The sequence below is a fragment of the Azospirillum palustre genome (assembly GCF_002573965.1).
GTDB classification, from domain to species: domain Bacteria; phylum Pseudomonadota; class Alphaproteobacteria; order Azospirillales; family Azospirillaceae; genus Azospirillum; species Azospirillum palustre.
Map to the genome: position 1 here is coordinate 292,349 of NZ_PDKW01000037.1, position 21,621 is coordinate 313,969.

Consider the following 21,621-nt stretch of genomic DNA (forward strand, 5'->3'; position numbering starts at 1 on the left):
CATTCAAGAGGTGGTCGGTTATGTGGAGCGTGCCCTGCTATCCCGCCAATGTGCAGGGTAGAGGCCGGATGGTGTGAACCAAAATCCAAGTCTGGGGCATTGCTTTGCGCCCTATTACGTTGATGTTGCTGAGAAATCTACTTTGGTCGCGTTGGCAGCAGATCAAACGGATCCGCATTGCACCATCCAGCCGAGCAATCAAATCCAGCGTTTCGGCATCATCTCCTGCTGCTCCGTGCTTTACGGCGTTGGGCGTCATACTCAACCTGGGTCAGCCGCCTGCCGTCTCCTTGGCGCAAACCTCGCTCATCGACCTGCGCCTGGGTGCCGCGCGCCTGCGCCAGGTCGGCTGCCATGCGCTGCCGCTCGCCCCGCGCCAGTCCGGCCGACACCTGTTCGACCAGCTCTCCCCTACCCTGCGAGCGTGCCAGATCGTTCCAGTCGGTGCCGCGGTCATTCGGTCGGAAGGTCGGCAGCAACATCGTCCCTCCAACCCTGGCCGCCGCGTCCTCGGCCTTCTCCCGCCCGACGTTCGGCTTGCCCTGGCGCTCCTTGACGTGGTCGTTGTCGCCGGCGATCACCAGCGGCTTGTCCGGATAACGCTGGCGCAGCGCCTCGGCCACCGGCCCAAGATTGCCGGCGTTGAAGGCCACCGCCACGGCCAACCCGGTTTCCCGGTGCAGCGTCGCCGCGGTGGCATAGCCCTCCGCCACCAGCACCGACTTTGAGGTCGCGGCATCCCCGATCAGGAAGTGCCCGCCTTGGGTGCGTGCCTCCTTCTGAAAGCTCTTGCGCCCCTCGGCGGTGATCGCCTGCACCGACATCACCTTGCCATCCATGTCCCGGATCGGCACCAGCAGGTTCCCCTCGCGGTCCTGGCGCAACCCGTAGGACGGCACATCCTTGGACCGCAGATAGGGATGATCGTCAGTCGCCGGCTCGGCCTGGGCAAGCCGTGCCTCGGCGGCGTTGGCCGCCCGCTCCTGCACCAGCTCGCGCTCCTGCGCGCGGGTCTGCCGGCGCTGGGCCGCCTCCGCCGTCAGCCGGGCCCGGTCCACCGCTGTGGCGGCCTGCACCCGGCCTGGCGCCTTCCAATTCCGCTCCATCCCCGTCTTGTGGTTCTTGATGTAGCCGGCCGGATGCCCATCGGTGTGGCCGACATAGGCGCCGCTGCGCTCGCCTGGCTTGTCGCCCTCCACCTTCACCCGCCGCATCTGCCCATCCATCTCCGGCGGCCCGTCCAGGCGCAAGCCCGCCTCCCGCAAGGCGGCGGCGAACTCGGCGCGGGGATCGCAGCCGGCGTCCACATGCAGATCGGTATGCCCCGGCCGCCATTTCTCCAGCGGCGCCAGATCGACACCGGGCGGCGCATACCACGCCTTCTGCTCGCGGTCCCACCGTGCGCCCAGCCCCTTCGCCTCGTCCTTTTCCGCATAGGGCACCGCCAGATAGACCCGCTCGTCGGCCGTCTGCATTGCCACAGCCTGCGTCTCTGTGATGAGCACCGGCATCTTGACCTGCACCCCCTCGTCCTGGCCCTGCGCCGGCACCGAGGTTTGGTCGGGGCCCTGATCCTGGCTAAGTTGCTGCCCCAGCCCGTTGAGGTGCTTCACGATCTTCTCGGCGTCGGCCGCCGCGCGGAAAATCTCACGCGGGTCCTCCTGCAGGGCTTCGATCCACGAGCCGATGTAGGCGACGTGCTGGCCGGGGTCGTGGCCGATTTCAAGCTGCTGCCCCAGCACCATCGAGGCGATTTCCGCCCGCAATTCCTCCCTCGCGTATCCCGCCGAGCCGAACGGGTGCGACAGGTCGCGGTCCAGGCGGGAGCTGTGTCCGGTCCAATGCCCCTTCTCGTGGAGCGCCGTCGCATAGAAGCCGTCGGCGCTCGGAAACTGCGAGCGCTCCGGCAGCACGATGTGGTCCCATACTGGACTGTAGAAGGCGCGGTTGCCGCCTTCATGGAGGATCTTCGGATCGCCGGCCGACAGCAGGCGCTCCGCTTGCTCCTGCCGCTGCCACTCCGGCAGCGCCGGCTTCGCCTCAGCCGCCGGCAGCCCGTCAACCTGAGCTGCATTGAACACCACGGCGGAGAGAACGCGGGGCCGCTCATAGCGCACCATCTGCTTGAGCGGCTGGCCGTCCTCGCCGGTTACCGGCTTGCCGTCCTGCCCCAGCACCGGCTCCAGGCCCTGCCATTTCCAATACTGGACGCGGGTGCCCGTCTCCCCCTTACGCACCTGGCCATCAAAGCTTTGGGCTTGGTTGTAGGTCATCCAGCGCGGATCGCCGTAGCCCCTGGCCTGCCCCACCGCCATCAGCCACAGGGTGTTGGCGCCGCGATAGTCGTTGCCGGTGGTTGGGTTGTAGGGCAGGTGCCGCTCGCCCGGCTTCCACGGCTTGATCCAGGGCGCCGTTCCCTCCTTGAGCTGGTTGATGATGGTGTCTGCGACAGTCTGGACGAACTCATTCGACGCCATGGCCGTGGCCCTCCAGCGCGTCGCCTAAGTCGGCGTTCGACTCCCAAGCGGCCGCCTCGGTCAGCGCGGTTTCCTCGAACGCGCCCAGCGCCTCGGCCTCGTCGGGATCGACCTCGACCACCACCCCTGGCGTGCCGAAGTCCGACAGGCTGGTGGAGAGGATCGCGTCCTGCTGGATGCGGGTCGGTGCCTGTTCGGCGTCATTGGCGGCCGGGGGCAGAGCCCCGGCGGTCAAGCTGCTGTTGGACATTGGTCGTCCTCCGGTAAGCCGTGGTTTCGACGTGATACGGATCGGCCGGCACCGCCTTGGGCGCCGGCTGGGGGAAGGGCTGGCGCGGCGCTGCCGCGTCGCCCGAAGCTGCACCGGCCGCAAGCGTCACGCCCCCGCCGTAGTAGCGGGCGACATAGCCGTTGCGGAACCCGCGCTCGAAACTGCCGGTGTTGTAGGCGCTGAGCGCGGCCTTCAACGCCTCCTGGCCGGGGCCGTGGCGCTCGATCGCCCGCCCATAGTTGGCGGTCAGGATCGCCGCCCCGGCTTTCAGGTTGGTGCAGGGGTCGAACATCTGCTCGACCGTGTAGCCGAGCCTCGGCAGGTTGGCCGAGTTCACCTGCATAAGGCCGAGATCGACCGTGTGGCCGGCGGCCAGTGCCGAACTGGCCAACTTCACCGCGTCGGCCACATCGATGGCCGGCCGCGCCAGCGTGGCGCCGTTGATGTTGATTGCCAGGGGATTGCCCCCGCTCTCCACCCGGATGATCTCCTGCACGGTCTGCGGCGCCACGTCCGGCGCGCAGGCAAGAATGAGGTCGATCATGACGCCCCCTGCACAAGGATGGGCCGCGCGGTGCCCTGGATGCTCTCCAGCGGCAGCGCCCCGAAATAGCGGCTGTCGAAGGAAGCCGGGTGATGGGAGGACACCACCCACACGGTGCCGGCCTCGACCCGGTAGCGGCCGGGCGGTAGCACCGGCATCGGCCGGCCGGCGCCGTCTGTGGCGAGCGGCCGGCTGTTCACCAGCAGCACGCCGTTCACCCGCACCCCCTCGGCTGTCAGCACTACCTCGTCGCCGGCCTGGGCGACGATAGGCTTGAACAGCGGTTGATAGCCGCCGGGGCAGGACCCCGCCGGCACATAGCCGCGCTCGCGCGCCAGCCGGAATGGTTCGCTGTTGGGCGGGCAGAACTCGACCACCACGCTGAGAGTCACGGCGCCGGCCGCATCGACCCGCCACAGCCCGACCGGCAGGGATGGCGTGGCGTTGATCCGCCAGCCGGCCGTGCCGGCGGTGGTGGTCGCCACCGTGGTCAGGATGGCGGCGCACCATACTCCCATGGCAAAGCGCCGGCTCACAGCACGAACGCCTTGCCCGGTGCCGGGCCGCGCAATCGGTCGGTCGGCGGAGCTGGGACCTTGGCCCGGTCGGCGAAGACCGGATCGCGGAAGTAGAGACTCTGCGTACCATAGACCGGGGCATGGCCGGCGGTGAACACCAGCACGTCGCCCGGCTCGCTGATCCGGCCGGTCTCGTCCTTCACCGGGGCTTTCAGCCGCATCACCTCGTCGGGCGTCAGCAGCGGCCGGCTCACCTCGTGATAGGAGCGTGTCACGGTCTGCAAGACGGCGCCGAAGCGCGACCCGCTGGTGGAGATGTCTTCTTTCACAATCGTCGTGGTGCCGGTCATCTTCGACAGCCATTCGGCCGTCTCGACCTTGTTCGGCGCGTAGGCCACCCGGACATGGCAACTGGACAGAATGCTCTCGTCTTTGCCGTAGAGGCTCCACAGCTGCGCCACGTCCTGAACGATCACATACGCCTTGATGCCGTAGCCGGTGATGAAGGACAGCGCCTCTTGGAAGACCTCCAGCTTGCCGAAGCTGGCGAACTCGTCCAGCAGCAGCAGCAAACGGTGCTTATGAAGCGCCTGCTCCTGGCCGTCGACGAAGGTCATTTCGTCGCGCACCAGCACCCGGACGATCTGGTTGATGACCAGCCGCATCAGCGGTTTCAGCCGGTCCTTGTCGGCGGGGCGGACAACCAGGTAGAGCGACACCGGCCGCTCATGGTCCATCAGATCGCCGACCATGAAATCACTGCGCCCGGTATTCTGCTCCACCAGCGGATCGCGGTAGAGGCTCAAGAAACGCCGTGCGGTCGAGAGGATCGAGGCGCGTTCCTCGTCCTCGGTGTTCAGCATGTCGCGGGCCGCTGCCGCCACCACCGGATGGGCCACCGCCTCGCTGGCCCCCGCCTTCCACAGATGCCGGTTCTCCAGCATCTCCTCGTACAGCTCGATCACCGGCCGCTCTGGATCGGACAGGGCCTGCGCCACCGCCGGCAGGGTGACCGCCCGCCCGTCCTTGGCTTCCTTGTAGCTGAGATGAATGATGACCCCGGTCAGCAGCGCATGCGCCGATGCCGCCCAGTGGTCCAACTGCCCGGTGCCCTGGGGGTCAACCATGATGGTGACGACGTTCTGCACGTCGCCCACCTCGTAGAGCGTGCCGAAGCGGATTTCCGCCAGCGGGTTGAAGGCAACGCTGCCCTCGGCCGCCGCCGGATCGAACTTCATCACCACATGGCCCTGCGCCTTGCGCCAGCCCGCCGACATCGCCCACAGCTCGCCCTTCATGTCGTGGGCCACGACGCTGTGCGGCCAGGACAGCAGGGTGGGGACCACCAGCCCGACGCCCTTGCCGGATCGCGGTGGCGCGATGGCGGCGATGTGCTCCGGCCCGTTGTGCCGCAGGTAATGCAGCCGGCCGGTCGCCGGATCAGTCCAGCCGCCGACATAGACGCCGGCACCCGGCTTGTCCGCCGCCGGCAACAGCCCGCTGCGCTCCACCTCGCTGCGGCCCGCCCAATGGGCGGTGCCATGCACGCCCTCATGCCGGGTGGCGCTGCGCGTCGCGAAACCAACGGCCAGCACAGTGGTCAGGATGCTGGCGCCCAAGCCGCCGAGAAAGCCTAGATTGGCTGTGTCGAACACCTCCTTGGCGTTCCAGTACCAGTCCATCTGCCAGCGGAACCACGCCCATGGCGGATAGACCACCCCAATCACTGGCTCCCCCAGCGCCGGGTGATAGCCGAGACTCTGCGCCACATATTGGGTGCAGACGCTCGACAGCCCGACCGCCGTCCCGGCCAGCAGCAGCGGCCCGAACAGCCGCACCCATGATCGCTTGCGCTTGGGCTGGAGGGTCGGACTTAAGGGACCGGCCGTCGTCATCGCTTGCGCCCTCTCGATGGGGATAGGAAGCGGCCCCGGCTGTCCAGCTCGACCGTCTGCCCCAGCTGCCATGTGCTCGCCTTGGCGGCTTGGGCGGGGGTGACCGGCTTGACCAGCGTCTCGCCGCCTCGATGCAGCAGCACCACCTCGGCACCGTCTTGCAACCTACGGCGGCCTTGGTAGACCACCGGGCCGGCGTCCTTCGCCGTCCACAGGCGCGTATAGTCTATCGACGTTACGCTCTCCCTCCTATTGTTCCGGCGGGAGATGAAGTCGGTAACGGATGTAGATCCTTCGGCCTGGGTCATAGGCTGAGCCATTCGAGTGCGCTCCCGCTCGAGCTCAGGATCGGCAAAGCGCACTTCCAACCCCTTCACCGCCGCGAGCTGCGCCACCTGCGTCTTAAAGGCGTCGGTGCCTTCGACCACCAGGGCTTGGCCGCGGAAGCGATCGTCGGCCAGCGACAGGGCGAGGAAGGCCGCCCCGGCGGTGACCTCGGTCACCCGCACCTGGGCTGCCTCGTCGCTGACCACCCCGCCATCCTCGACCCGGTAGACCAGCGCGCCGTCCTTGCCGGCCTTCGGGCGCAGCCGTTCATAGACGATGTGCCGGGCCACATCGGCGTCGGCAGCGGTCAGCAGGGTCTCCGCCATGCGGCGCTGCCGGCGGGACCGGCTGCGCAGCACCGCCACCGCGCCCTCATTGCCCCGGCTGGCTTCTGCCGTCAGGAACTCCTGCCACGTCGGCAAACCCTGCTCTGCCGCACCCTGGCGCTGCCGGCTTCGCTCCTGCCGCCACGCAGCCGCATCGGCCCGGCGCTGATGCGCCAGCATCGCGTAGGCATGGCGGCGCTCGGCCGCCGTCAGCACCGGACTGCGCTTGATCTCCGCCCGCCGTGCCGCATACCACGCCGCCAGCTCCTTGGCGTGGTCCGCCTGAGCTTGCCGAAGGGCCGCCCGCTGAGCGGCCCGTGCCTTGAGCAGCGCCTCCCTCTGTGCCTGGTACTCTTGGTACAGCGCTTCACTGTTGCCATGGCGGTGCAGCGGCACTCTCTGGTAGCCGCGCCCTGGGTGCGCGGAATCGCCCGCCGGCGCCGATGTGATAAAACGGGCGGCGTCCGCGCCTCCTTGCAAACTGGCACCGTTCGGCCGGCGCTGGGCCGCCATTGGGGGCGGCTCGTAAGCGCCCAGCCGCCTGGTCAACGATTTGGCCGACAGGCTGCGGTCGACACTGCTCGCCTTCACGCCGAGCCCTGTTGCCTCCTGCACGATGGCCAGACCGGCACCCTTGGGACGGATCGCCAGCCCGTAGCGCTCCAGCACCGCGTGCAGCTCGCCCCAGCTCGCCGCCTTGGCTGCCCCCTCCACCAGCTCGGCGCCGGCGGTCTCTTTCACCCACCGCAGGAACGACGCCACACCGGAATGCGCCTCCATGTCGCCCGGCCGGCCGGGCAGCGTCGAGCCATCCATTGGATGGAGCTGAAGGCCATGCTTTTGCTCCAGCGCCCGGCACAGCCGGAACAGAGTCGGGTGGTCGTAGAACGGCTCGACGCACCGCAGAGTGCGGGGATGCACCCGGTTGATCGCGATGTGAATGTGGAAGTGCTGGGTGTTGCTGTGGGCGGCGCTGATCCGCTGATGCTCGGCATAACCGATGCCGGCGCACAACGTGTCCTCGATGTCCTCCAGCAGGGCCCTGGTTGGCACCTCCCCCTCGGGGAAGCTGACGATCAGGTGATAGGTCTTGTCGCCCTTCGCCCGCTTGTTGCGCTCCTGTGTCACCAGGATCTCGCGGATCGCCCACCCCGGTTCGTCACTGGTGCAGTTGGTGATGCGCGACCACGCCAGCTTTTCCCCGCCGCCCTCGACGTCCAGAATGTAGTCCGCCGTCCGTGTCCATAACTGCGCCGCCGCCTCGGTCTTGGCCGCCAGAATATAACGACCCAGTCTTGCAAAATCGGACGTCGCCTTGGTGCGCTTGACCCGCTTGGCGATCATAATCGCGTCACCGCATGGCGAAGCTCGTCCTGGGTATCCTTGATGTGTCCCAGCAGCTCGCGCACGTCGGCAACCGCGGCCCCCCGCCCTGGTGTGTCGGTCAGCCACAACTTTAAGAGGCCGCCCAACCGCCCCAAGTCGGCGTTCACTTTTATCAGCCGCTCCACTGCATCGAGGTCCACCACGCTACGCGGCTGGTGCCCCAGCCCGACACTGCGCAGATAGGCCGACACCGACAATCCGGCCGCTTCAGCCTGCGCCTCAATCCGCACCCGCTCGGCCGCATTCACCCATACCTTCAATGGCCGCTGCCGGTCGCGGGTCTCACCCGCAGTCAGTGCTGTCATGGGGGTTTCTCTCCTGGCGTTCAAAGCGGCGGCAGCCGCCGTATGCCTCGCAGAGCAAGATCAGCGTCGAGCCCAAAGGGCGAGTAAGCGCGGGTGGTGTAGGCCTGCACGGCTTTGCCGTGTAGGCCTACACCACATATCTTGCCAACCAAAACTCTGCGAAACTCTGCAATAGTCTGCAAGTCTCTGCGACGGTCTATCCCACCTGAGTCTCAATCGCAAAGATTTGCAGAGCCTCTAAAACCTTCGCAATGGTTCGCAGAGTTTCGCAGTCTATACCGTCGGAGAGTTTGCGGAACTCTTCGAAACTTTGCGAGACTCGGGCCTCAGTAGCCGCTGAGAGAGCCGATGATGGACAAGCCGGACAGTGCCGGCCCTGCGCGCCACTGGGGCGCCGGCCGAATCGCCTTCCTGACCATCCTTGAACCCGTTCGCAAGGACGTGACCCAGGGTTACCCGCTGACGGTGATCCACCAGCGTTACGCCGCCAGTCTGGGTGTCAGCTACTCAAGCTTCGCCCGCTATGTGCAACGCTACATCACTGAGGTGGACACTGCAGAAAGTCGGCGACGAAAGAGCGACAGGGACGTGACCGCTCCTCCCAATAAGGCCGACCTACCCGCGTCCCCTACGCCGCGGCCGCCCTCCGATCCGAACGCCGGTCCCATGATCCGTCATTTTACATACAATCCTCGCGCGAAAAACCCCGAGGACCTGATTTAAGGAGTCACCGATGACGACAAAGGTCAAACAGGCCACTGATGAGCTCGCAGCGTTACCCCAATCGCCTTCCCAAATTCACATGACACTCCAGGGAAAAGGGGGTGTCGGAAAGTCAATGGTCTCGTCCTTCCTAGCACAATACCTCATCACCCATAACCGGCCCGTCACCTGCATCGACACCGATCCCGTCAACGACACTCTCTCGGGCTACGGAGCCCTCAACGCCCACCGCCTCGACCTCCTCCAGGGCAATCAGATCAACACCCGTAACTTCGACACCATGATCGAGCTGCTGGTGTCAGAGGACGCCAGCGTCGTGGTCGACAATGGTGCCGCCTCCTTTCTGCCCCTCACCAGCTATATGCTCGAGAACGGCGTTGCCGACCTCCTGGCCGCTTCAAGAAGGCAGCTCGTCATCCATACCGTCGTCACTGGCGGTCAGGCCATCATGGATACCCTTACCGGCTTTGATCAGCTCGCCCGCCAGCTTCCCGAAAGCGCCCAGATGGTGGTGTGGCTCAACGAGTATTTCGGCGACATCGTCGCCGACGGAAAGAACTTCGAAGAAATGAAGACATACCAGTTCAACAAGCATCTGGTAAAAGGGCTGGTAAAGATCAAACGCTACACCGGAGAGACCTTCGGCAAGGACATGGAGATGATGCTGGATCGCAAGCTCACATTTGATGAGGCAGTCAGCAGCCCCGATTTTGGCCTGATGGCAAAGCAACGTCTGACGATGATGAAACGTGATATTTTCAATCAGATCGCTCTTGTCGTCTGACCGCCATGGACGTCCAACGCTTAATCGGGGAGGTTGCCAAGCGGCACAACGTACTGCTCGGCCCCTCTGACCCGATCCTCGTCACACTCACCCTCAACGAGCTGGTGTTATCCAGCTACGTAGAGCGGCTGAATGCGGTATTAGAGCAGGCTGAGGATCGGACGGCTGCGGGATCGGCTCAGCAGATCGCCGCAGCTCGTGAGTTGGCAGGCAAGCTGGTCACCGAAACTGGAGGCTACGTGGCCGGGCAGGTTGAGGAAGCCGGGAAGGCCGTCCAGGCGCAGCTTCTCGCCTCACTCGGCCGGCAGGTGCAGGCAGCACAGGAAGCTGCCGAGCAGGCGGCCATGGCCCGCCGGACGGCTCTCTACGCCGCCTTGGTGGCTGTGGGGGCCGTGTGTTGCCTCTTCGGCCTTCTGGTGGGAGCCATCGCCTTTTAGCGAATCTGTCTCCGAATGTTTCACCCGACGCTCACCGATCGGTCTAACGCCAGGGCACAATGAATTATGGTTCTAGCAGCTCGTGTAATGGCTTTCCAACGACCCGCGCCAGCAAAGACATATAGCTCAAACTTGGCGAGTGCAGTGATCTTTCGAGAAAGCTGAGGTAGGTCTGGCTTATACCTGTCAACCTCATGATATCATACTGAGAAAGGCCTGCCTCCAGCCGGGCTTTCTTGAAATTTCTTGCGAATGTTAGGAGCTCTGGCGGCGCAGTCTCTTCAGTGACGCGCTGCTTATGAGTTTTGCGCGGGGTACGGGACTTTTTGCCTTCTTCCGTCACAGCTTGACGACCATCACTTCGTTGGTGAAGGCTTGAGAAGCTCGTGCAGAGGTCTGCCCACCACACGTGCCAGCAAAGCCATGTGGGTCAAGCTCGGGTCAACAACCGCACGCTCCACTTCCGAAACATAAGCCTGGGAAATGCCGATTCTTTTGGTGATGTCGGTTTGTGTCAGTCCTGCAGCGAGGCGGGCCTGTTTAAAATTATGAGCAAAGATCAACAGCTCCACCGGTTTGTCTTTGTGGGACATCCGACGTTTGGGAAGAGCTGGCTCTGGCTTTTCTTCTGGTCCGGTCAAGTCTTTTGCCCGCGCCTACTATTCTGTCACGGTGAGCATCACAACAAGCTGGCTGAGCAGGTAGTTCTGTATCACAACCGGCTTGAGAAGCTCGTTCACTCAAACTTTCGATGAACGTTGTAAGACGCGTAACTGCACAAAACCCCAATATTGCGGCCTGTTTGTTAGGAACGTCACGTCCCACTCCCTGCCCAATTAGCTACACTGCCGTGTTCTCGCTTCCACAGTACTGTGGCAATTTTGGAATTCAAGCCGCTTGCGCTTAAACCCGTATACTCAAACGGCATACCCAAATATGCGCGCATTTTGTGAAACAATGCGTGTGCGGACTCCTCTGTGGCGGTCCTGTCCTTTTGACGGTACAACCTTACCACGACCATTGATGGGTCTTCCTATGCCCTTTTAGCCGTTCTTAGATGATTATGTCGGGGCTATAGTGGCTGCCGCAGGAGAGAACGAAACGGCGACACCATGAGGTGCCAATGAGTGTGACCACTGCCGCCTCGTTCCAACAGGAACACGACCGTCGCGTGCAAGAGAAGCTACGCCGTGAGCTTGGCCCTCTGGTGTGCGGTTTTCTGGCCGAACCGGATGTCGTGGAAATCACGCTGAACCCGGACGGCCGGCTGTGGGTCGAGCGCCTGGGGCAGGAGATGATGCCGGTTGGCACCATGTCGGCCAGCCAGGCGGAATCCCTGATGACCACGGTGGCCGCAGCTTTGCGCACCACCATCACCCGCGACAATCCTATTCTCGAATGCGAGCTGCCCTTTGACGGCTCCCGGTTCGAGGCCCTTATTCCACCAGTCGCTGCCGCTCCCACCTTCGCCATTCGCCGCAAGGCGTCGCGCGTCTTCACGCTCGACGAGTATGTCGAGCGCAGCATCATGACCGAGTGCCAGCGGGCGGTGCTGGTGGAGGCCGTCGCTTCCCGCCGCAACATCCTGGTGGTCGGCGGCACCGGCACCGGCAAGACGACGCTGACCAACGCCCTCATCAAGGAAATCGAACTTGCCACCCCGCACCACCGGCTGATCATCATCGAGGACACGGTGGAGCTTCAATGCAGCGCGCCCAACGCGGTGCCGCTGCGCGCCACCGAGCATGTCAGCATGCTGCGCCTTCTCAAGGCCACCATGCGGTTGCGTCCCGATCGCATTCTGGTCGGTGAGACCCGCGGTCCGGAGGCCCTGGCCCTTCTGAAAGCCTGGAACACCGGCCATCCCGGCGGCGTCGCCACCGTCCACTCCAACACCAGCGACAGCGTCGGCACCGCCGGCCTGGTCCGCCTGGAAAGCCTGATTGCCGAAGCAACCCCGACGCCGATGCACACGCTGATCGCCGAGGCGGTCAACCTGGTGGTGAACATCGAAAAGACCTCGTCTAGCCCCGGCCGGCGCATCGCCGCCGTTCTCGCCGTCGAGGGGTTCGACGGCAGCAATTACGTCCTGTCACAACTCGGATAAAGCCCCCATGCGCAATCCCCTCTTACGCGGCGTCTCAGCCGCCACCCTGACGGCTGCCCTCACGGTTCTGCTGACTGCTCCCCAACCGGCGCTCGCTGCTGGCGGTGGTGGCGGCGGGCTTCCCTGGGAAGCGCCGCTCCAGACCTTCGTCAACTCGCTGACCGGGCCGGTCGCCTTTGCCATCTCGCTGCTCGGCATCGTCGTCTGCGGCGCCATGTTGATCTGGGGCGGTGAAATCAACGAGTTCGCCCGCCGCTTCGTCATGCTGGTGCTGGTGGTCGCCCTGCTGGTCTTCGCCACCAACATCCTGACCCAGCTTTTCGGTGTCGGCGCGGTGATCGCCGCGGCCGGCGCCGGAGTGGTGCTGGCGTGAGCGGCGGCGTCAGCGGCCTGCGGCGGACGGAGTTCCGCCGGGCGCTGCACCGCGCCAACCTGCTGATGGGCGGCGAGCGCGAGTTGGTGATGTTCACCGCGCTCGTGGCCGGCGGCCTGATCCTGACGGCGCAGAACTGGATCGCCACGGCGGTCGGTTTCAGCGTCTGGTTCGGCCTGATCGGCTTCCTGCGGACGATGGCCAAAGCCGATCCCCGCCTCAGCCATGTCTACACCCGCCATCTCCAATACCAAGCCTACTACCCGGCCCGGTCGCGGCCCTCCCGCGACCGATAAGGAGGCGGCATGCTGGCTCTCAAGACCTATCGCGACAAGGCCAGGGGCGTGCCCGATCTGCTCGACTGGGCTGCCCTGGTCGATGACGGGATCGTTCTCGGCAAGAGCGGCGCCATGCTCGCCGGCTTTTATTACCGGGGACCGGATACCGCCTCCTCGACCGCCGATGAGCGCAACTATGTGACGGAGCGGGTCAACGCCGCCCTCGCCCGGCTGGGAAGCGGCTGGGCGAGCTGGTTCGAGGCCGCCCGCCTGCCCTCGGCCGGCTATCCGTCTGCCGAGGCGTCGGCGTTCCCCGATCCGGTCAGCCGCCTGATCGAGGCGGAGCGCCGCCGCCAGTTCACCACCCATGGCGCGCACTACGAGTCCGACTATGCCCTGGTGGTGCAATACACCCCGCCGCTGCGGCGCAACACCAAGATCCAGGATTACCTGTGGGATGAGGATCCGACCGCGGCGCCGCTGTCGCCAGCCGATCAGACGCTGGCCGCTTTCCGGAAGGCGCTCGACGATCTGGAAGACGCGCTCGGCACCGTGCTGACGGTGCGCCGCATGACCAGCTACACCCATGTCTGCGCCCAGGACCGCGAGCACCTGCGCGACGAGCTGGTCGACTATCTGCATTTCTGCCTGACCGGCGACGACACCCCGCTCAACATCCCGCCGGACGGGATGTATCTCGACGCGGTGATTGGCGGGCGCGAGCTGTGGACCGGCGACACCCCGCGCATCGGCGACCGCTACATCGCCTGTGTCTCGCTCGAAGGCTTCCCCGGCGCCTCCCATCCCAACGTCCTCGACGTGCTGGAACATCTGCCGGTGGCCTATCGCTGGTCCTCGCGCTTCATCCATCTCGACCAGCACGAGGCGGTGTCCCACCTCCACCGCTACCGCCGCAAATGGAAGCAGAAGGTGCGCGGCTTCTGGTCCCAGGTCTTCCGCACCCAAGGCGGCGTCATCAATGAGGATGCCCTGCTGATGGCCGGCGAAGCCGAAGCGGCGATCACCGACGCCAGTTCGGCTCTGGTGACCTTCGGCTACTACACCCCGGTCATCGTGCTGATGGGCGAGGACCGCGGCCAACTGCTCGACAGCGCCCGGCTGGTGTCGCGCGAGGTGCAGCGCCTCGGCTTCGCCTGCCGGCTGGAAACGATCAACGCTGTGGAAGCATGGCTGGGCACCCTCCCCGGCCATCCCAACCCCAACGTCCGCCGGCCGCTGATCCATACGCTGAACCTCGCCGATCTGCTGCCGCTCGCCAGCGTGTGGGCTGGGCTGGATGCCGCCCCCTGCCCCTTCTATCCGGAGGCGTCACCGCCGCTTTTGTATGGCTCTGCCCCCGGATCGACCCCATTTCGGCTCAATCTGCACGTTGGCGACGTTGGGCATACTCTGGTATTCGGCCCGACCGGCGCCGGCAAATCCACCCTGCTGGGCACGGTGGCGGCCCAATTCCGCCGATATCCCGGCGCCACCGTGGTGGCCTTCGACAAGGGCCGCTCCATGCAGGCCCTGGCGCTCGCCTGCGGCGGCGCTCACCACGACATCGCCGGCGAGGCCAGCCGGCTCTCTTTCGCCCCGCTCGCCGCGCTCGACACCGCCGGGGATCTCGCCTGGGCGGAAGACTGGATCGAGTCCTGCTACCAGCTCCAGAGCGGCATGCCGCCGACCCCAGCCCAGCGCGAGGAAATCCACCGCGCCATGCGGCTGCTGAGCCAGGAAAAGGGCCCGGAGGAACGCTCCCTGACCGACTTCCTGCTGACGGTGCAGGACGAAAAGCTGCGCTCGGCCCTGACGCCCTACACGATCAGCGGCCCCCTCGGCCATCTGCTCGACAGCACCCGCGACGGGCTGGGCGAGGACGCCTTCACCGTCTTTGAGATCGAGGAGCTGATGGGCATGGGCGAGAAGAGCCTCATCCCAGTCCTGCTCTACCTGTTCCGCCGGTTTGAGAAGTCCCTGCACGGCCAGCCGGCGCTTCTGCTGTTGGACGAGGCCTGGGTCATGCTCGGGCACCCGGTGTTCCGCGAGAAAATCCGGGAATGGCTGAAGGTGCTGCGCAAGGCCAACTGCGCCGTCGTGCTCGCCACGCAAAGCCTGTCGGATGCGGTGCGCTCGGGCCTGCTCGACGTGCTGTTGGAGTCTTGTCCCACCAAGCTGCTGCTGCCCAACGAGGAAGCCAACAAGGGTGGCACCCCGCAGGTTCCCGGGCCGCGCGACCTCTACAGCGCCATCGGGCTGAACGAGGTGCAGATCGGCATCCTCAAGACCGCGGCCAAGAAGCGCGACTACTACTACCTGTCGCCGGACGGCCGCCGGCTGTTCTCGCTCGCTCTCGGGCCGGTGGCCCTCGCCTTCGTCGGCGTCTCCGACAAGGAAAGCGTGGTGCAGGTGCGCGAGCTGGCCGCCAGCCATGGCGCCAACTGGCCCTTCCAGTGGCTCCAGAAGAAAGGGGTGCGCTATGACCACCTTCTGTAATGCCGTCACCTCGGCCGGCGCGCTGCTGGCCGGCCTCGCCCTGCTGCCGGCGCCGGCTCGGGCGGATGACTGGGGCTGTCAGGTCCTGCTCTGCATGAGCAACCCCGGCGGCCCGACCCAGTTTTCGGAATGCGTTCCGCCGATCGAGCGGCTGTGGCGGCATCTGCGCCGCGGCGGCAGCTTCCCGACCTGCGACATGGCCGGCTCGCCGGAGAGCGGCGGCTCTTACGTCCAGCAGGTGTTTGACCCCTACGACCTCTGCCCAGCCGGTCTCCAGCCGGCGCCGGCCGGCCAGTGGGTCGGCAGCCGCTCGCTGCTTGGACTCTTACCGCTTGGGGGCTTGCCAGCCGAGTGGCAAACCGCCCGGCCGGCCCAGTCAGAAGCGTCGATCACCAGCGACCACGGCGGCCGCCTGGGGCCGCGTGCCTGTGTCGGCTCCCTGCTGGGCACCACCGTCCAAGGCGGCTCGGACGATGAGCGGATCACCGTCTCCATCTACGACGCCGTGCAATGGCTGCAACCGAAGTCGCCGCAAGCCTTCGACGTCTACATCGACTCCCGGCTCTTTCACCGCGTCCGCATGCAATAGGTGCCCCGATGCGCAAGCCCCTCTCCGCCATCCTGCTGTCCATCCTGGTGTTCCAGACCTTGCCGGCGCACGCGCAAGGCATCCCGGTGATCGACGTCTCGGCCATCGCGCAGATGATCACCCAGGTCGCCAACCAGATGGAGCAGATCAGCAATCAGGTTCAGATGATCGAGAACCAAGCCCGCACGCTCCAGATGCTGGGCGGCGGCAGCTTCGGTGAGTTGAACGGCAACCTCAGCCAGCAGGTGGGCCAGCTCAACGCGGTGATGAGCCGGGTTCAGGGGATCGGCTACCAGCTCGGCGGCATCGAACAGGAATTCAACCAGCTCTTCCCGCCGGGAACGAACTGGCAATCGGTGCCGACCGAGGACGTAGCGCCCTATTACCAGCGCTGGTCCAGCCAATTGCAGGACGCCTCGCGCACGGCGATGGACAGCCAGGGCGTGGTGCGCAACGTCCAGCGCAACGTCTCGGCCGCGCAAGGCATCCTGGCCGACGCGCGATCCTCGGACGGCGAGGTGCGCCAGCTCCAGGCGACGAACGAAATGCTGGCCCTGCTGGCGACCCAGCTCGGCGACATGACCATGACCATGGCGACCACCGGCCGGGTCACCGCGAGTGCGGCGGCGGCGGCGCAAACACGCTCTGACGCTCAAACCGAACTTCTGCGCCGCTTCACCGCTCCCGCCACTGTACCAACCGGGGACGGTAAAGCCTTCTAAAGGGAAAATGGAATGCTCCAAGTAAAGACGTCTGTCGCTATTCTCATTCTCGTGAGTTCAATCGCCGGATCTGCGGTCATCACACACATCGTAACTCGCTACAGTGTGAGCGTTTCCTGCGCCACCGCTGAGCCGGTTCCACTGGGGCGGTTACCGATTGGTCCAGGCCCAACGGTAAACACTAGGGATGGCAAGGCATTCTAAAAGGGAGGGTATGATGCGGATGAGAGCAGTTTTTCAATATCTTGTTATCTTATCCTTCTGTGCAGTCATCCTGACTGCGGGCGATGCTCTCGCACAGGTGACCAACAACTCCCTTGATGAAATCACAACGCTGTATCAGGAGAGGTCGGCTGCTTGGCAGGCAACCTTGCGGAATGCTGCTCTCAATCTCTTCTGGCTGTTGGCAGCGATTGAGTTCACCTGGGCCGCTATCCGTCTTGTGCTGCGAGGCGCCGACTTTGGCGAGTGGGTGACAGAGGTCGTCAACCAAGTCCTTTTCATCGGCTTCTTCCTGACCCTGTTGCTCAACTCGGCCGACTATGCCCAAGCTATCGTCGATAGCTTCCGGCAAGCCGCCAATCAGGCGAGTGCGGCCGGTGGCGGTATGCAGCAGATTACGCCTTCGAACATCTTTGATGTGGGCCTGAGATTAGCCACTCGTATTGTTGACCAAGTTTCGCTTTTCTCTCCTGGGGATAGCGCTGGATATGTCCTGGCTGCGCTGATCGTTCTCATCTGCTTTGCGCTAATCGCTGCCTTCCTGATCTTGGCCCTGGTGGAAAGCTACATCGTCATATCTGCCGGTGTTTTGCTAATGGGTTTCGGTGGCTCCCGCTGGACCAAGGATTATGCCGTCAAGATCATGGTCTACGCCGTGGCGGTCGGCGCCAAACTCTTTGTCCTGCAATTGCTCGTCGGACTTGGGCAAGCGTTGATTCAGAGCTGGGAAGCCCGGCTCGTCAACACCACCTCCGACATCTTTGTCATCGTCGGCTCCGGCGTCGTCATGCTGGCAATCACCAAGGTGGTGCCGGACATGGTGCAGAGCCTCGTGAACGGCACTGCCCCCAGCGGTGGCGGGGCCTTGATTGGAGCTACCGCCGCTGTTGGCGGCGCAGTGGCTGGTGTAGCAGCAGGTGCGGCCGGCGCCGGGATGGCGGTCGGCGGCGCCTCCAAGCTTGCCAGTGCCCAGCTCGCCAGCTCTGGCCTGTCCTCGTCCCCTCCGCCGGCGTTTGCCGCCCGTATGGCCGCCCGCGCCGCCGGCAATCTCGGCCAAGCGGCGGTGCAGGACGTGGGCCGCCGCCTGTCCGGCCGCCACCACGGCACCATGGGCGGGCGCATGGGCGAGAGCATGATCCACAAGGCCCGCGAGCTGCGGGCCGCTGCCGAAAAGCCACAGGCTCCGCAAGCCCCCCAGCAGGCACAGCCGCCGGCCCAATCCGACAACGTGATCCGCCCCGAATAGGCGTTCGGTTTTGAACGCCAAGGGGATGGAGTCCTTCGCTCTATAGGCAATCGACTATGAAGACCCGCGCCCTTCGCAAGCCGAAAGCTCCGGCAAAACCGCCGACCGAGACCCCCTACCTCTCGGCCCGGCGCGAGTGGAATGAGCGGTATGGTTCCTACATTGCCCGCGCCAATGCCTGGCGCCTGACGGCGCTGTCCAGCCTCGCCATCGCTGCCCTGGCGGTCGGGGGCGTGGTCTGGATCGGCAGCCAAAACCGCCTCGTCCCTTATGTCGTGGAAACCAACAAGCTCGGCGATGCGGTGGGGGTGCGGCGGGCCGATCAGATCTATGTGCCCAACGAGCGGGTCATCCGCTCCCAGCTCGCCCGCTGGGTCAGCAACATCCGCTCCGTCTATGTCGATGCCGCGGCGGAGCGGGCGCTGATCGACGAAGCCTTCGCCATGCTCAACAAGCGCGGCGCTGCCTATCCGCAAATCCTCGAACACTTCCGGTCCAACGATCCCTTCAAGCGCGCGGAAACCGAAACCGTGACCGTCGAGGTGCAATCGGTGCTGCCGATTAGTCAGGACACGTGGCGAATCGAATGGCGGGAAAGCGTGATGAACCGGGACGGCTCGGCCAAACAACCGCCGGTCTCCTGGCAGGCCACGGTGACGATCAGCATCGCCCCGCCGGCCACCGAACAGGCGATCCTCATGAACCCCATGGGGGTCTACGTGAACAGCTACTCCTGGTCCCAGCGGCTCATCTGACAGGTGCCCCCATGCTCAAGGAAACCTTCATCCTGACCGCCCTGGCGGTGACCGTCGCGGGACCGGCGCTTGCCCAACAGGTTCCGGCCATCCAGACGGCGCAGACGGAAGCGCCCGGCGCCACACCGCCGGCCGGCGATCCTCCGGCCGTCCTGACCCGCCGCACCGGCACCCCACCGCCGGTCAACCTGATGTCGGGCAAGGAGGCCGAATTGAACGCCAAGGAACAGCGCGGTATCGCGCTCTCCGGCGAGTGGCGCGGCGGCAAGGACCGCCCGGCGCGCGGGCAGGCTGGCCGCGTCACCTTCACCTACGGCTCCACCCTGCCCTCCGTCGTCTGCGCGCCTCTGCGGGTCTGCAACCTCGAACTCCAGCCGGGCGAGGTGGTCCAGCAGATCGACCTCGGCGACATTGCCCGTTGGAAGGCCACGCCGACCGTCTACGGAACCGGCGCTAACCAGACCAGCGTCATCGTCATCAAGGCGAGCGACAGCGGCCTGACCACCACTATGACCGTCGCCACCGACCGGCGGATGTATGTGGTCCAGCTCGTCAGCCGGACTAAGGACTGGATGCCGCTGGTATCCTTCGTCTATCCGGAGGACGTTCAGCAGGACTGGGACGCTTACCGGGCGGCGGTGAACCGGCGCCAGCAAGCCACCACCCTCTCCGATGGCCTCAATGCCGCCAACCTCGATTTCAATTTCGCGATCCGCGGCGACAGCCCATCCTGGCGGCCGGTGCGGGTCTACACAGACGGGCGCAAGACCTACATCCAGTTTCCCGGCGAGATGCGCTATGACGAGTCCCCCGCCCTGGTGGCGATCGGCGCGGATGACAAGGAACAGCTCGTCAACTACCGAGCCAGCGGCGACCGCTATGTGGTCGACAAGGTGCTGCGCCATGCAGCGCTGATTTCCGGTGTCGGCAGTGACCAGACCAAGGTCGAGATCCTGCGCGAAAGGAACTGAGCCATGCGGCACCCCCTGCATGCCGCGGCGATCGGCGCGATGCTGCTGCTCGGTGGCTGTGCCGGCGTCGGCCCGCGGTCCTCCTACGTCGAGGCGGTGACGCCGGCAGACGCCCCGGTGCTGGCGGCCGACATCGCCCGCTTCGTGGCGGAGCGCCTGCCGGCGGCGGCCACCACCATGGCGCTTGATGCGCCGGCCGGCGAGCTGGCCAGCGACAGCCTGACGCCGGTCCTGCGCGGCGAGTTGCGGCGGATCGGCTTCGGGGTGGCGGACGCCGGTCAAAAAGCACCAGGCGCCCACCCCTTGCGCTATCTGGTGACGCCGCTCGATGCCGGGGTGCTCGTGCGTCTCCAGGTCGACCGGACCACGGCCTCGCGCCTGTGGCTGCGCAACAGTGCCGGCACCCTCCAGGCCGGCTCCCCCTTCACCGTGCGGGAGGACGCCGCAGAATGACCGATCAGACGCAACAACCGGCTGATGGCCCCGACCGCTCGCCCGACTTCCTCGCTGGTCCGATCCTGCGCCAGACCGGTGGCCGGCGCCTGACCCGGGTGCCGATTTACATCCTGATTGGCATTTCCGCCCTCGTGGCCATCGCCATCGCCTACACGATGAATGAGCGAGCCAAGCGCCGGGCGGCCGGCGCCGGCAACAGCGAGGTGGTGGCGGCGCCGGAGCCGGTGGACGCCAAGCCGCTGTTCGGCGCGGCGCAGAATGCCGGCATCATCGAAGCGCGGCGGGCAACTCCGACCCCGACCACCCCGGCGGCGCCACCGATCACTCCCGCCACCATGCCGGGGGCCCCATCGGATCCGATGGGGCGGCCCTCCGGCGCCTACGGCGGGCGGACGCCGGAGGACGATGCCCGGATGCGGGCATGGCAGCAGTATGACGCCGAGGTGCGGCGGATCGAGGAGCAACGCCGGGCAGCCCTCAAGGCGGCTCTGGAAGCGCCGACCACCGTTCCCGGCAACCGCACCCAGCCCGGGCAGATGCAGCAGCCGGCCGCGGCCAGTCCGGGCGGCCCCAGCACCAACTCGCAAGCACTTGCCCAATTCGCCAACGGATTCGGCAGCTCAGGCACGAGCGGCGGCCTGGGCGCCGCCGGTGGCACTGGTGGCGGTGCCGGCGGCTATGGCAGCGGCCAAGGGCGCGGGGGCCAGGGCACCGGCCCGGATGCCAAGCACAACTTTCTCAATCAGCAGCCGGCGCGTGGCTCGCATTATCTCGCCGGCACCCGCGAGGCGGCACTGTCGCCCTATGAGGTGAAGGCCGGCGCCATCATCCCTGGTGTCATGGAAAGCGGCATCAACTCGGACCTGCCGGGCATCATCAAGGCGCGGGTGCGCGAGAACGTCTACGACACCGCCACCGGGCAATACCTGCTGATCCCCAAGGATTCCATGCTGATCGGCAGCTACGACAACGGGGTGGAGATGGGGCAGGAGCGGGTGCTGATCGCCTGGAACCGGATCATCTATCCCGACGCCTCGTCGCTGGATCTCGGCAGCATGCCCGGCGCCGATCAGGGTGGCTATGCCGGCTTCTCCGATCAGGTGAACAACCACTATGTCCGGACCTTCGGCAACGCCCTGCTGCTATCGATCTTCTCGGCCGGCGTCCAGCTCTCCCAGCCGCAGCAGCGCGGCGACACCCGCGGCGGTTACGACGCGCAGCAGATCATCGCCGGCAGCCTCGGCCAGCAGATGGGCCAACTCGGTGCGGAGTACGCCCGCAAAGGCCTGAACGTCGCTCCGACGCTGGAAATCCGTCCTGGCTACCGTTTCAACATCATGGTCAGCAAGGACATGGTCATGCAGCCCTGGCTACGGTAAGCCCAACAGTGCGACCCACAGCCTTGCTGGTAGA

Annotated in this window: 23 protein-coding genes; 14 read left to right on the plus strand and 9 right to left on the minus strand. The window is 65.6% G+C overall.

What is annotated here, in order from left to right; translation table 11 throughout:
- Positions 1-218 precede the first annotated feature (218 nt).
- The 7 genes from CRT60_RS03210 to CRT60_RS03240 are packed head-to-tail and all read right to left on the minus strand — an operon-like array spanning position 219 to position 8,049.
- A complete protein-coding gene (locus tag CRT60_RS03210) occupies positions 219-2,477 on the minus strand; it encodes a zincin-like metallopeptidase domain-containing protein (RefSeq protein ID WP_098734999.1) in 2,259 nt (752 codons plus the stop codon).
- Positions 2,464-2,727, minus strand: a complete 264-nt coding sequence (locus CRT60_RS03215) for a hypothetical protein (protein WP_244592235.1) — start codon at positions 2,725-2,727, stop codon at positions 2,464-2,466. Before CRT60_RS03215 ends, CRT60_RS03210 begins: the two co-directional genes overlap by 14 nt.
- Positions 2,678-3,292 (minus strand): lytic transglycosylase domain-containing protein, encoded by a 615-nt coding sequence (locus CRT60_RS03220; RefSeq protein ID WP_098735000.1) that lies wholly within the window; start codon positions 3,290-3,292, stop codon positions 2,678-2,680. Before CRT60_RS03220 ends, CRT60_RS03215 begins: the two co-directional genes overlap by 50 nt.
- The gene (traF, locus tag CRT60_RS03225; protein ID WP_146203743.1) at positions 3,289-3,828 is read right to left on the minus strand and encodes a conjugative transfer signal peptidase TraF; all 540 of its coding nucleotides are present in this window, start codon (positions 3,826-3,828) and stop codon (positions 3,289-3,291) included. The genes CRT60_RS03220 and traF overlap by 4 nt, the downstream gene beginning before the upstream one ends.
- Entirely contained in the window at positions 3,825-5,705 is a 1,881-nt protein-coding gene (locus CRT60_RS03230) for a type IV secretory system conjugative DNA transfer family protein (protein ID WP_098735002.1), read from the minus strand. Before CRT60_RS03230 ends, traF begins: the two co-directional genes overlap by 4 nt.
- Complete coding sequence (gene traI / locus CRT60_RS03235) at positions 5,702-7,702, minus strand: TraI/MobA(P) family conjugative relaxase (RefSeq protein WP_098735003.1); 2,001 nt, start codon at positions 7,700-7,702, stop codon at positions 5,702-5,704. Before traI ends, CRT60_RS03230 begins: the two co-directional genes overlap by 4 nt.
- Positions 7,699-8,049 (minus strand): plasmid mobilization protein, encoded by a 351-nt coding sequence (locus CRT60_RS03240; RefSeq protein WP_098735004.1) that lies wholly within the window; start codon positions 8,047-8,049, stop codon positions 7,699-7,701. The genes traI and CRT60_RS03240 overlap by 4 nt, the downstream gene beginning before the upstream one ends.
- Positions 8,050-8,397: 348 nt before the next feature.
- Here CRT60_RS03240 and CRT60_RS03245 point away from each other — a divergent pair, with 348 nt between their 5' ends.
- The 3 genes from CRT60_RS03245 to CRT60_RS03255 are packed head-to-tail and all read left to right on the plus strand — an operon-like array spanning position 8,398 to position 9,993.
- A complete protein-coding gene (locus tag CRT60_RS03245; RefSeq protein WP_098735005.1) occupies positions 8,398-8,772 on the plus strand; it encodes a hypothetical protein in 375 nt (124 codons plus the stop codon).
- A gap of 10 nt (positions 8,773-8,782) precedes the next feature.
- Positions 8,783-9,556 (plus strand): nucleotide-binding protein, encoded by a 774-nt coding sequence (locus tag CRT60_RS03250; RefSeq protein WP_098735006.1) that lies wholly within the window; start codon positions 8,783-8,785, stop codon positions 9,554-9,556.
- A gap of 5 nt (positions 9,557-9,561) precedes the next feature.
- Positions 9,562-9,993: a hypothetical protein gene (locus CRT60_RS03255; protein ID WP_098735007.1), complete on the plus strand. Its 432-nt coding sequence runs from the start codon at positions 9,562-9,564 to the stop codon at positions 9,991-9,993.
- Positions 9,994-10,057: 64 nt separating this feature from the next.
- Here CRT60_RS03255 and CRT60_RS37710 read toward each other — a convergent pair whose 3' ends face one another.
- Complete coding sequence (locus CRT60_RS37710) at positions 10,058-10,402, minus strand: helix-turn-helix transcriptional regulator (RefSeq protein WP_425290391.1); 345 nt, start codon at positions 10,400-10,402, stop codon at positions 10,058-10,060.
- Entirely contained in the window at positions 10,350-10,634 is a 285-nt protein-coding gene (locus CRT60_RS03265; protein ID WP_143273045.1) for a helix-turn-helix domain-containing protein, read from the minus strand. Before CRT60_RS03265 ends, CRT60_RS37710 begins: the two co-directional genes overlap by 53 nt.
- 530 nt (positions 10,635-11,164) lie before the next feature.
- On the opposite strand from CRT60_RS03265, the gene trbB reads away from it, so the two are divergent.
- The 11 genes from trbB to CRT60_RS03320 all read left to right on the plus strand — a co-directional run bounded on the left by trbB (position 11,165) and on the right by CRT60_RS03320 (position 21,587).
- Complete coding sequence (trbB, locus tag CRT60_RS03270) at positions 11,165-12,100, plus strand: P-type conjugative transfer ATPase TrbB (protein WP_244592236.1); 936 nt, start codon at positions 11,165-11,167, stop codon at positions 12,098-12,100.
- 7 nt (positions 12,101-12,107) lie between these two features.
- Complete coding sequence (locus CRT60_RS03275; protein ID WP_098735011.1) at positions 12,108-12,473, plus strand: TrbC/VirB2 family protein; 366 nt, start codon at positions 12,108-12,110, stop codon at positions 12,471-12,473.
- Positions 12,470-12,769 carry a conjugal transfer protein TrbD gene (locus CRT60_RS03280; protein ID WP_098735012.1) on the plus strand — a complete coding sequence of 100 codons (300 nt, stop codon included), beginning with the start codon at positions 12,470-12,472 and terminating at the stop codon, positions 12,767-12,769. Before CRT60_RS03275 ends, CRT60_RS03280 begins: the two co-directional genes overlap by 4 nt.
- Positions 12,770-12,778: 9 nt before the next feature.
- Positions 12,779-15,247 (plus strand): VirB4 family type IV secretion/conjugal transfer ATPase, encoded by a 2,469-nt coding sequence (locus tag CRT60_RS03285; protein ID WP_098735013.1) that lies wholly within the window; start codon positions 12,779-12,781, stop codon positions 15,245-15,247.
- The gene (locus CRT60_RS03290) at positions 15,231-15,836 is read left to right on the plus strand and encodes a hypothetical protein (protein ID WP_204561638.1); all 606 of its coding nucleotides are present in this window, start codon (positions 15,231-15,233) and stop codon (positions 15,834-15,836) included. Before CRT60_RS03285 ends, CRT60_RS03290 begins: the two co-directional genes overlap by 17 nt.
- Before the next feature lie 8 nt (positions 15,837-15,844).
- Positions 15,845-16,558, plus strand: coding sequence for a TrbJ/VirB5 family protein (locus CRT60_RS03295; protein ID WP_098735014.1), 714 nt, complete (start codon positions 15,845-15,847; stop codon positions 16,556-16,558).
- A 223-nt stretch (positions 16,559-16,781) separates the two neighbouring features.
- Complete coding sequence (gene trbL, locus CRT60_RS03300; RefSeq protein ID WP_204561641.1) at positions 16,782-18,026, plus strand: P-type conjugative transfer protein TrbL; 1,245 nt, start codon at positions 16,782-16,784, stop codon at positions 18,024-18,026.
- Between the two features lie 56 nt (positions 18,027-18,082).
- Positions 18,083-18,781: a conjugal transfer protein TrbF gene (gene trbF / locus CRT60_RS03305; RefSeq protein ID WP_098735016.1), complete on the plus strand. Its 699-nt coding sequence runs from the start codon at positions 18,083-18,085 to the stop codon at positions 18,779-18,781.
- Positions 18,782-18,792: 11 nt separating this feature from the next.
- On the plus strand, positions 18,793-19,752 hold the full coding sequence (trbG, locus tag CRT60_RS03310; protein WP_098735017.1) for a P-type conjugative transfer protein TrbG: 960 nt from the start codon (positions 18,793-18,795) through the stop codon (positions 19,750-19,752).
- A 3-nt stretch (positions 19,753-19,755) separates the two neighbouring features.
- Positions 19,756-20,205 carry a conjugal transfer protein TrbH gene (locus CRT60_RS03315; protein ID WP_098735018.1) on the plus strand — a complete coding sequence of 150 codons (450 nt, stop codon included), beginning with the start codon at positions 19,756-19,758 and terminating at the stop codon, positions 20,203-20,205.
- Positions 20,202-21,587 carry a TrbI/VirB10 family protein gene (locus CRT60_RS03320; RefSeq protein ID WP_098735019.1) on the plus strand — a complete coding sequence of 462 codons (1,386 nt, stop codon included), beginning with the start codon at positions 20,202-20,204 and terminating at the stop codon, positions 21,585-21,587. Before CRT60_RS03315 ends, CRT60_RS03320 begins: the two co-directional genes overlap by 4 nt.
- Positions 21,588-21,621 lie beyond the last annotated feature (34 nt).

Bases quoted from the DNA above. Each gene is read 5' to 3' on its own strand.
- CRT60_RS03210 (WP_098734999.1), bottom strand. From the start codon at position 2,477: ATGGCGTCGAATGAGTTCGTCCAGACTGTCGCAGACACCATCATCAAC.
- CRT60_RS03320 (WP_098735019.1), top strand. From the start codon at position 20,202: ATGACCGATCAGACGCAACAACCGGCTGATGGCCCCGACCGCTCGCCC.
- CRT60_RS03285 (WP_098735013.1), top strand. From the start codon at position 12,779: ATGCTGGCTCTCAAGACCTATCGCGACAAGGCCAGGGGCGTGCCCGAT.
- trbL (WP_204561641.1), top strand. From the start codon at position 16,782: ATGAGAGCAGTTTTTCAATATCTTGTTATCTTATCCTTCTGTGCAGTC.
- traI (WP_098735003.1), bottom strand. From the start codon at position 7,702: ATGATCGCCAAGCGGGTCAAGCGCACCAAGGCGACGTCCGATTTTGCA.
- trbG (WP_098735017.1), top strand. From the start codon at position 18,793: ATGCTCAAGGAAACCTTCATCCTGACCGCCCTGGCGGTGACCGTCGCG.
- CRT60_RS03240 (WP_098735004.1), bottom strand. From the start codon at position 8,049: ATGACAGCACTGACTGCGGGTGAGACCCGCGACCGGCAGCGGCCATTG.
- CRT60_RS03215 (WP_244592235.1), bottom strand. From the start codon at position 2,727: ATGTCCAACAGCAGCTTGACCGCCGGGGCTCTGCCCCCGGCCGCCAAT.
- CRT60_RS03245 (WP_098735005.1), top strand. From the start codon at position 8,398: ATGATGGACAAGCCGGACAGTGCCGGCCCTGCGCGCCACTGGGGCGCC.
- CRT60_RS03295 (WP_098735014.1), top strand. From the start codon at position 15,845: ATGCGCAAGCCCCTCTCCGCCATCCTGCTGTCCATCCTGGTGTTCCAG.
- CRT60_RS03315 (WP_098735018.1), top strand. From the start codon at position 19,756: ATGCGGCACCCCCTGCATGCCGCGGCGATCGGCGCGATGCTGCTGCTC.
- CRT60_RS03230 (WP_098735002.1), bottom strand. From the start codon at position 5,705: ATGACGACGGCCGGTCCCTTAAGTCCGACCCTCCAGCCCAAGCGCAAG.
- trbF (WP_098735016.1), top strand. From the start codon at position 18,083: ATGAAGACCCGCGCCCTTCGCAAGCCGAAAGCTCCGGCAAAACCGCCG.
- CRT60_RS03220 (WP_098735000.1), bottom strand. From the start codon at position 3,292: ATGATCGACCTCATTCTTGCCTGCGCGCCGGACGTGGCGCCGCAGACC.
- CRT60_RS03250 (WP_098735006.1), top strand. From the start codon at position 8,783: ATGACGACAAAGGTCAAACAGGCCACTGATGAGCTCGCAGCGTTACCC.
- CRT60_RS03275 (WP_098735011.1), top strand. From the start codon at position 12,108: ATGCGCAATCCCCTCTTACGCGGCGTCTCAGCCGCCACCCTGACGGCT.
- CRT60_RS03255 (WP_098735007.1), top strand. From the start codon at position 9,562: ATGGACGTCCAACGCTTAATCGGGGAGGTTGCCAAGCGGCACAACGTA.
- CRT60_RS03290 (WP_204561638.1), top strand. From the start codon at position 15,231: ATGACCACCTTCTGTAATGCCGTCACCTCGGCCGGCGCGCTGCTGGCC.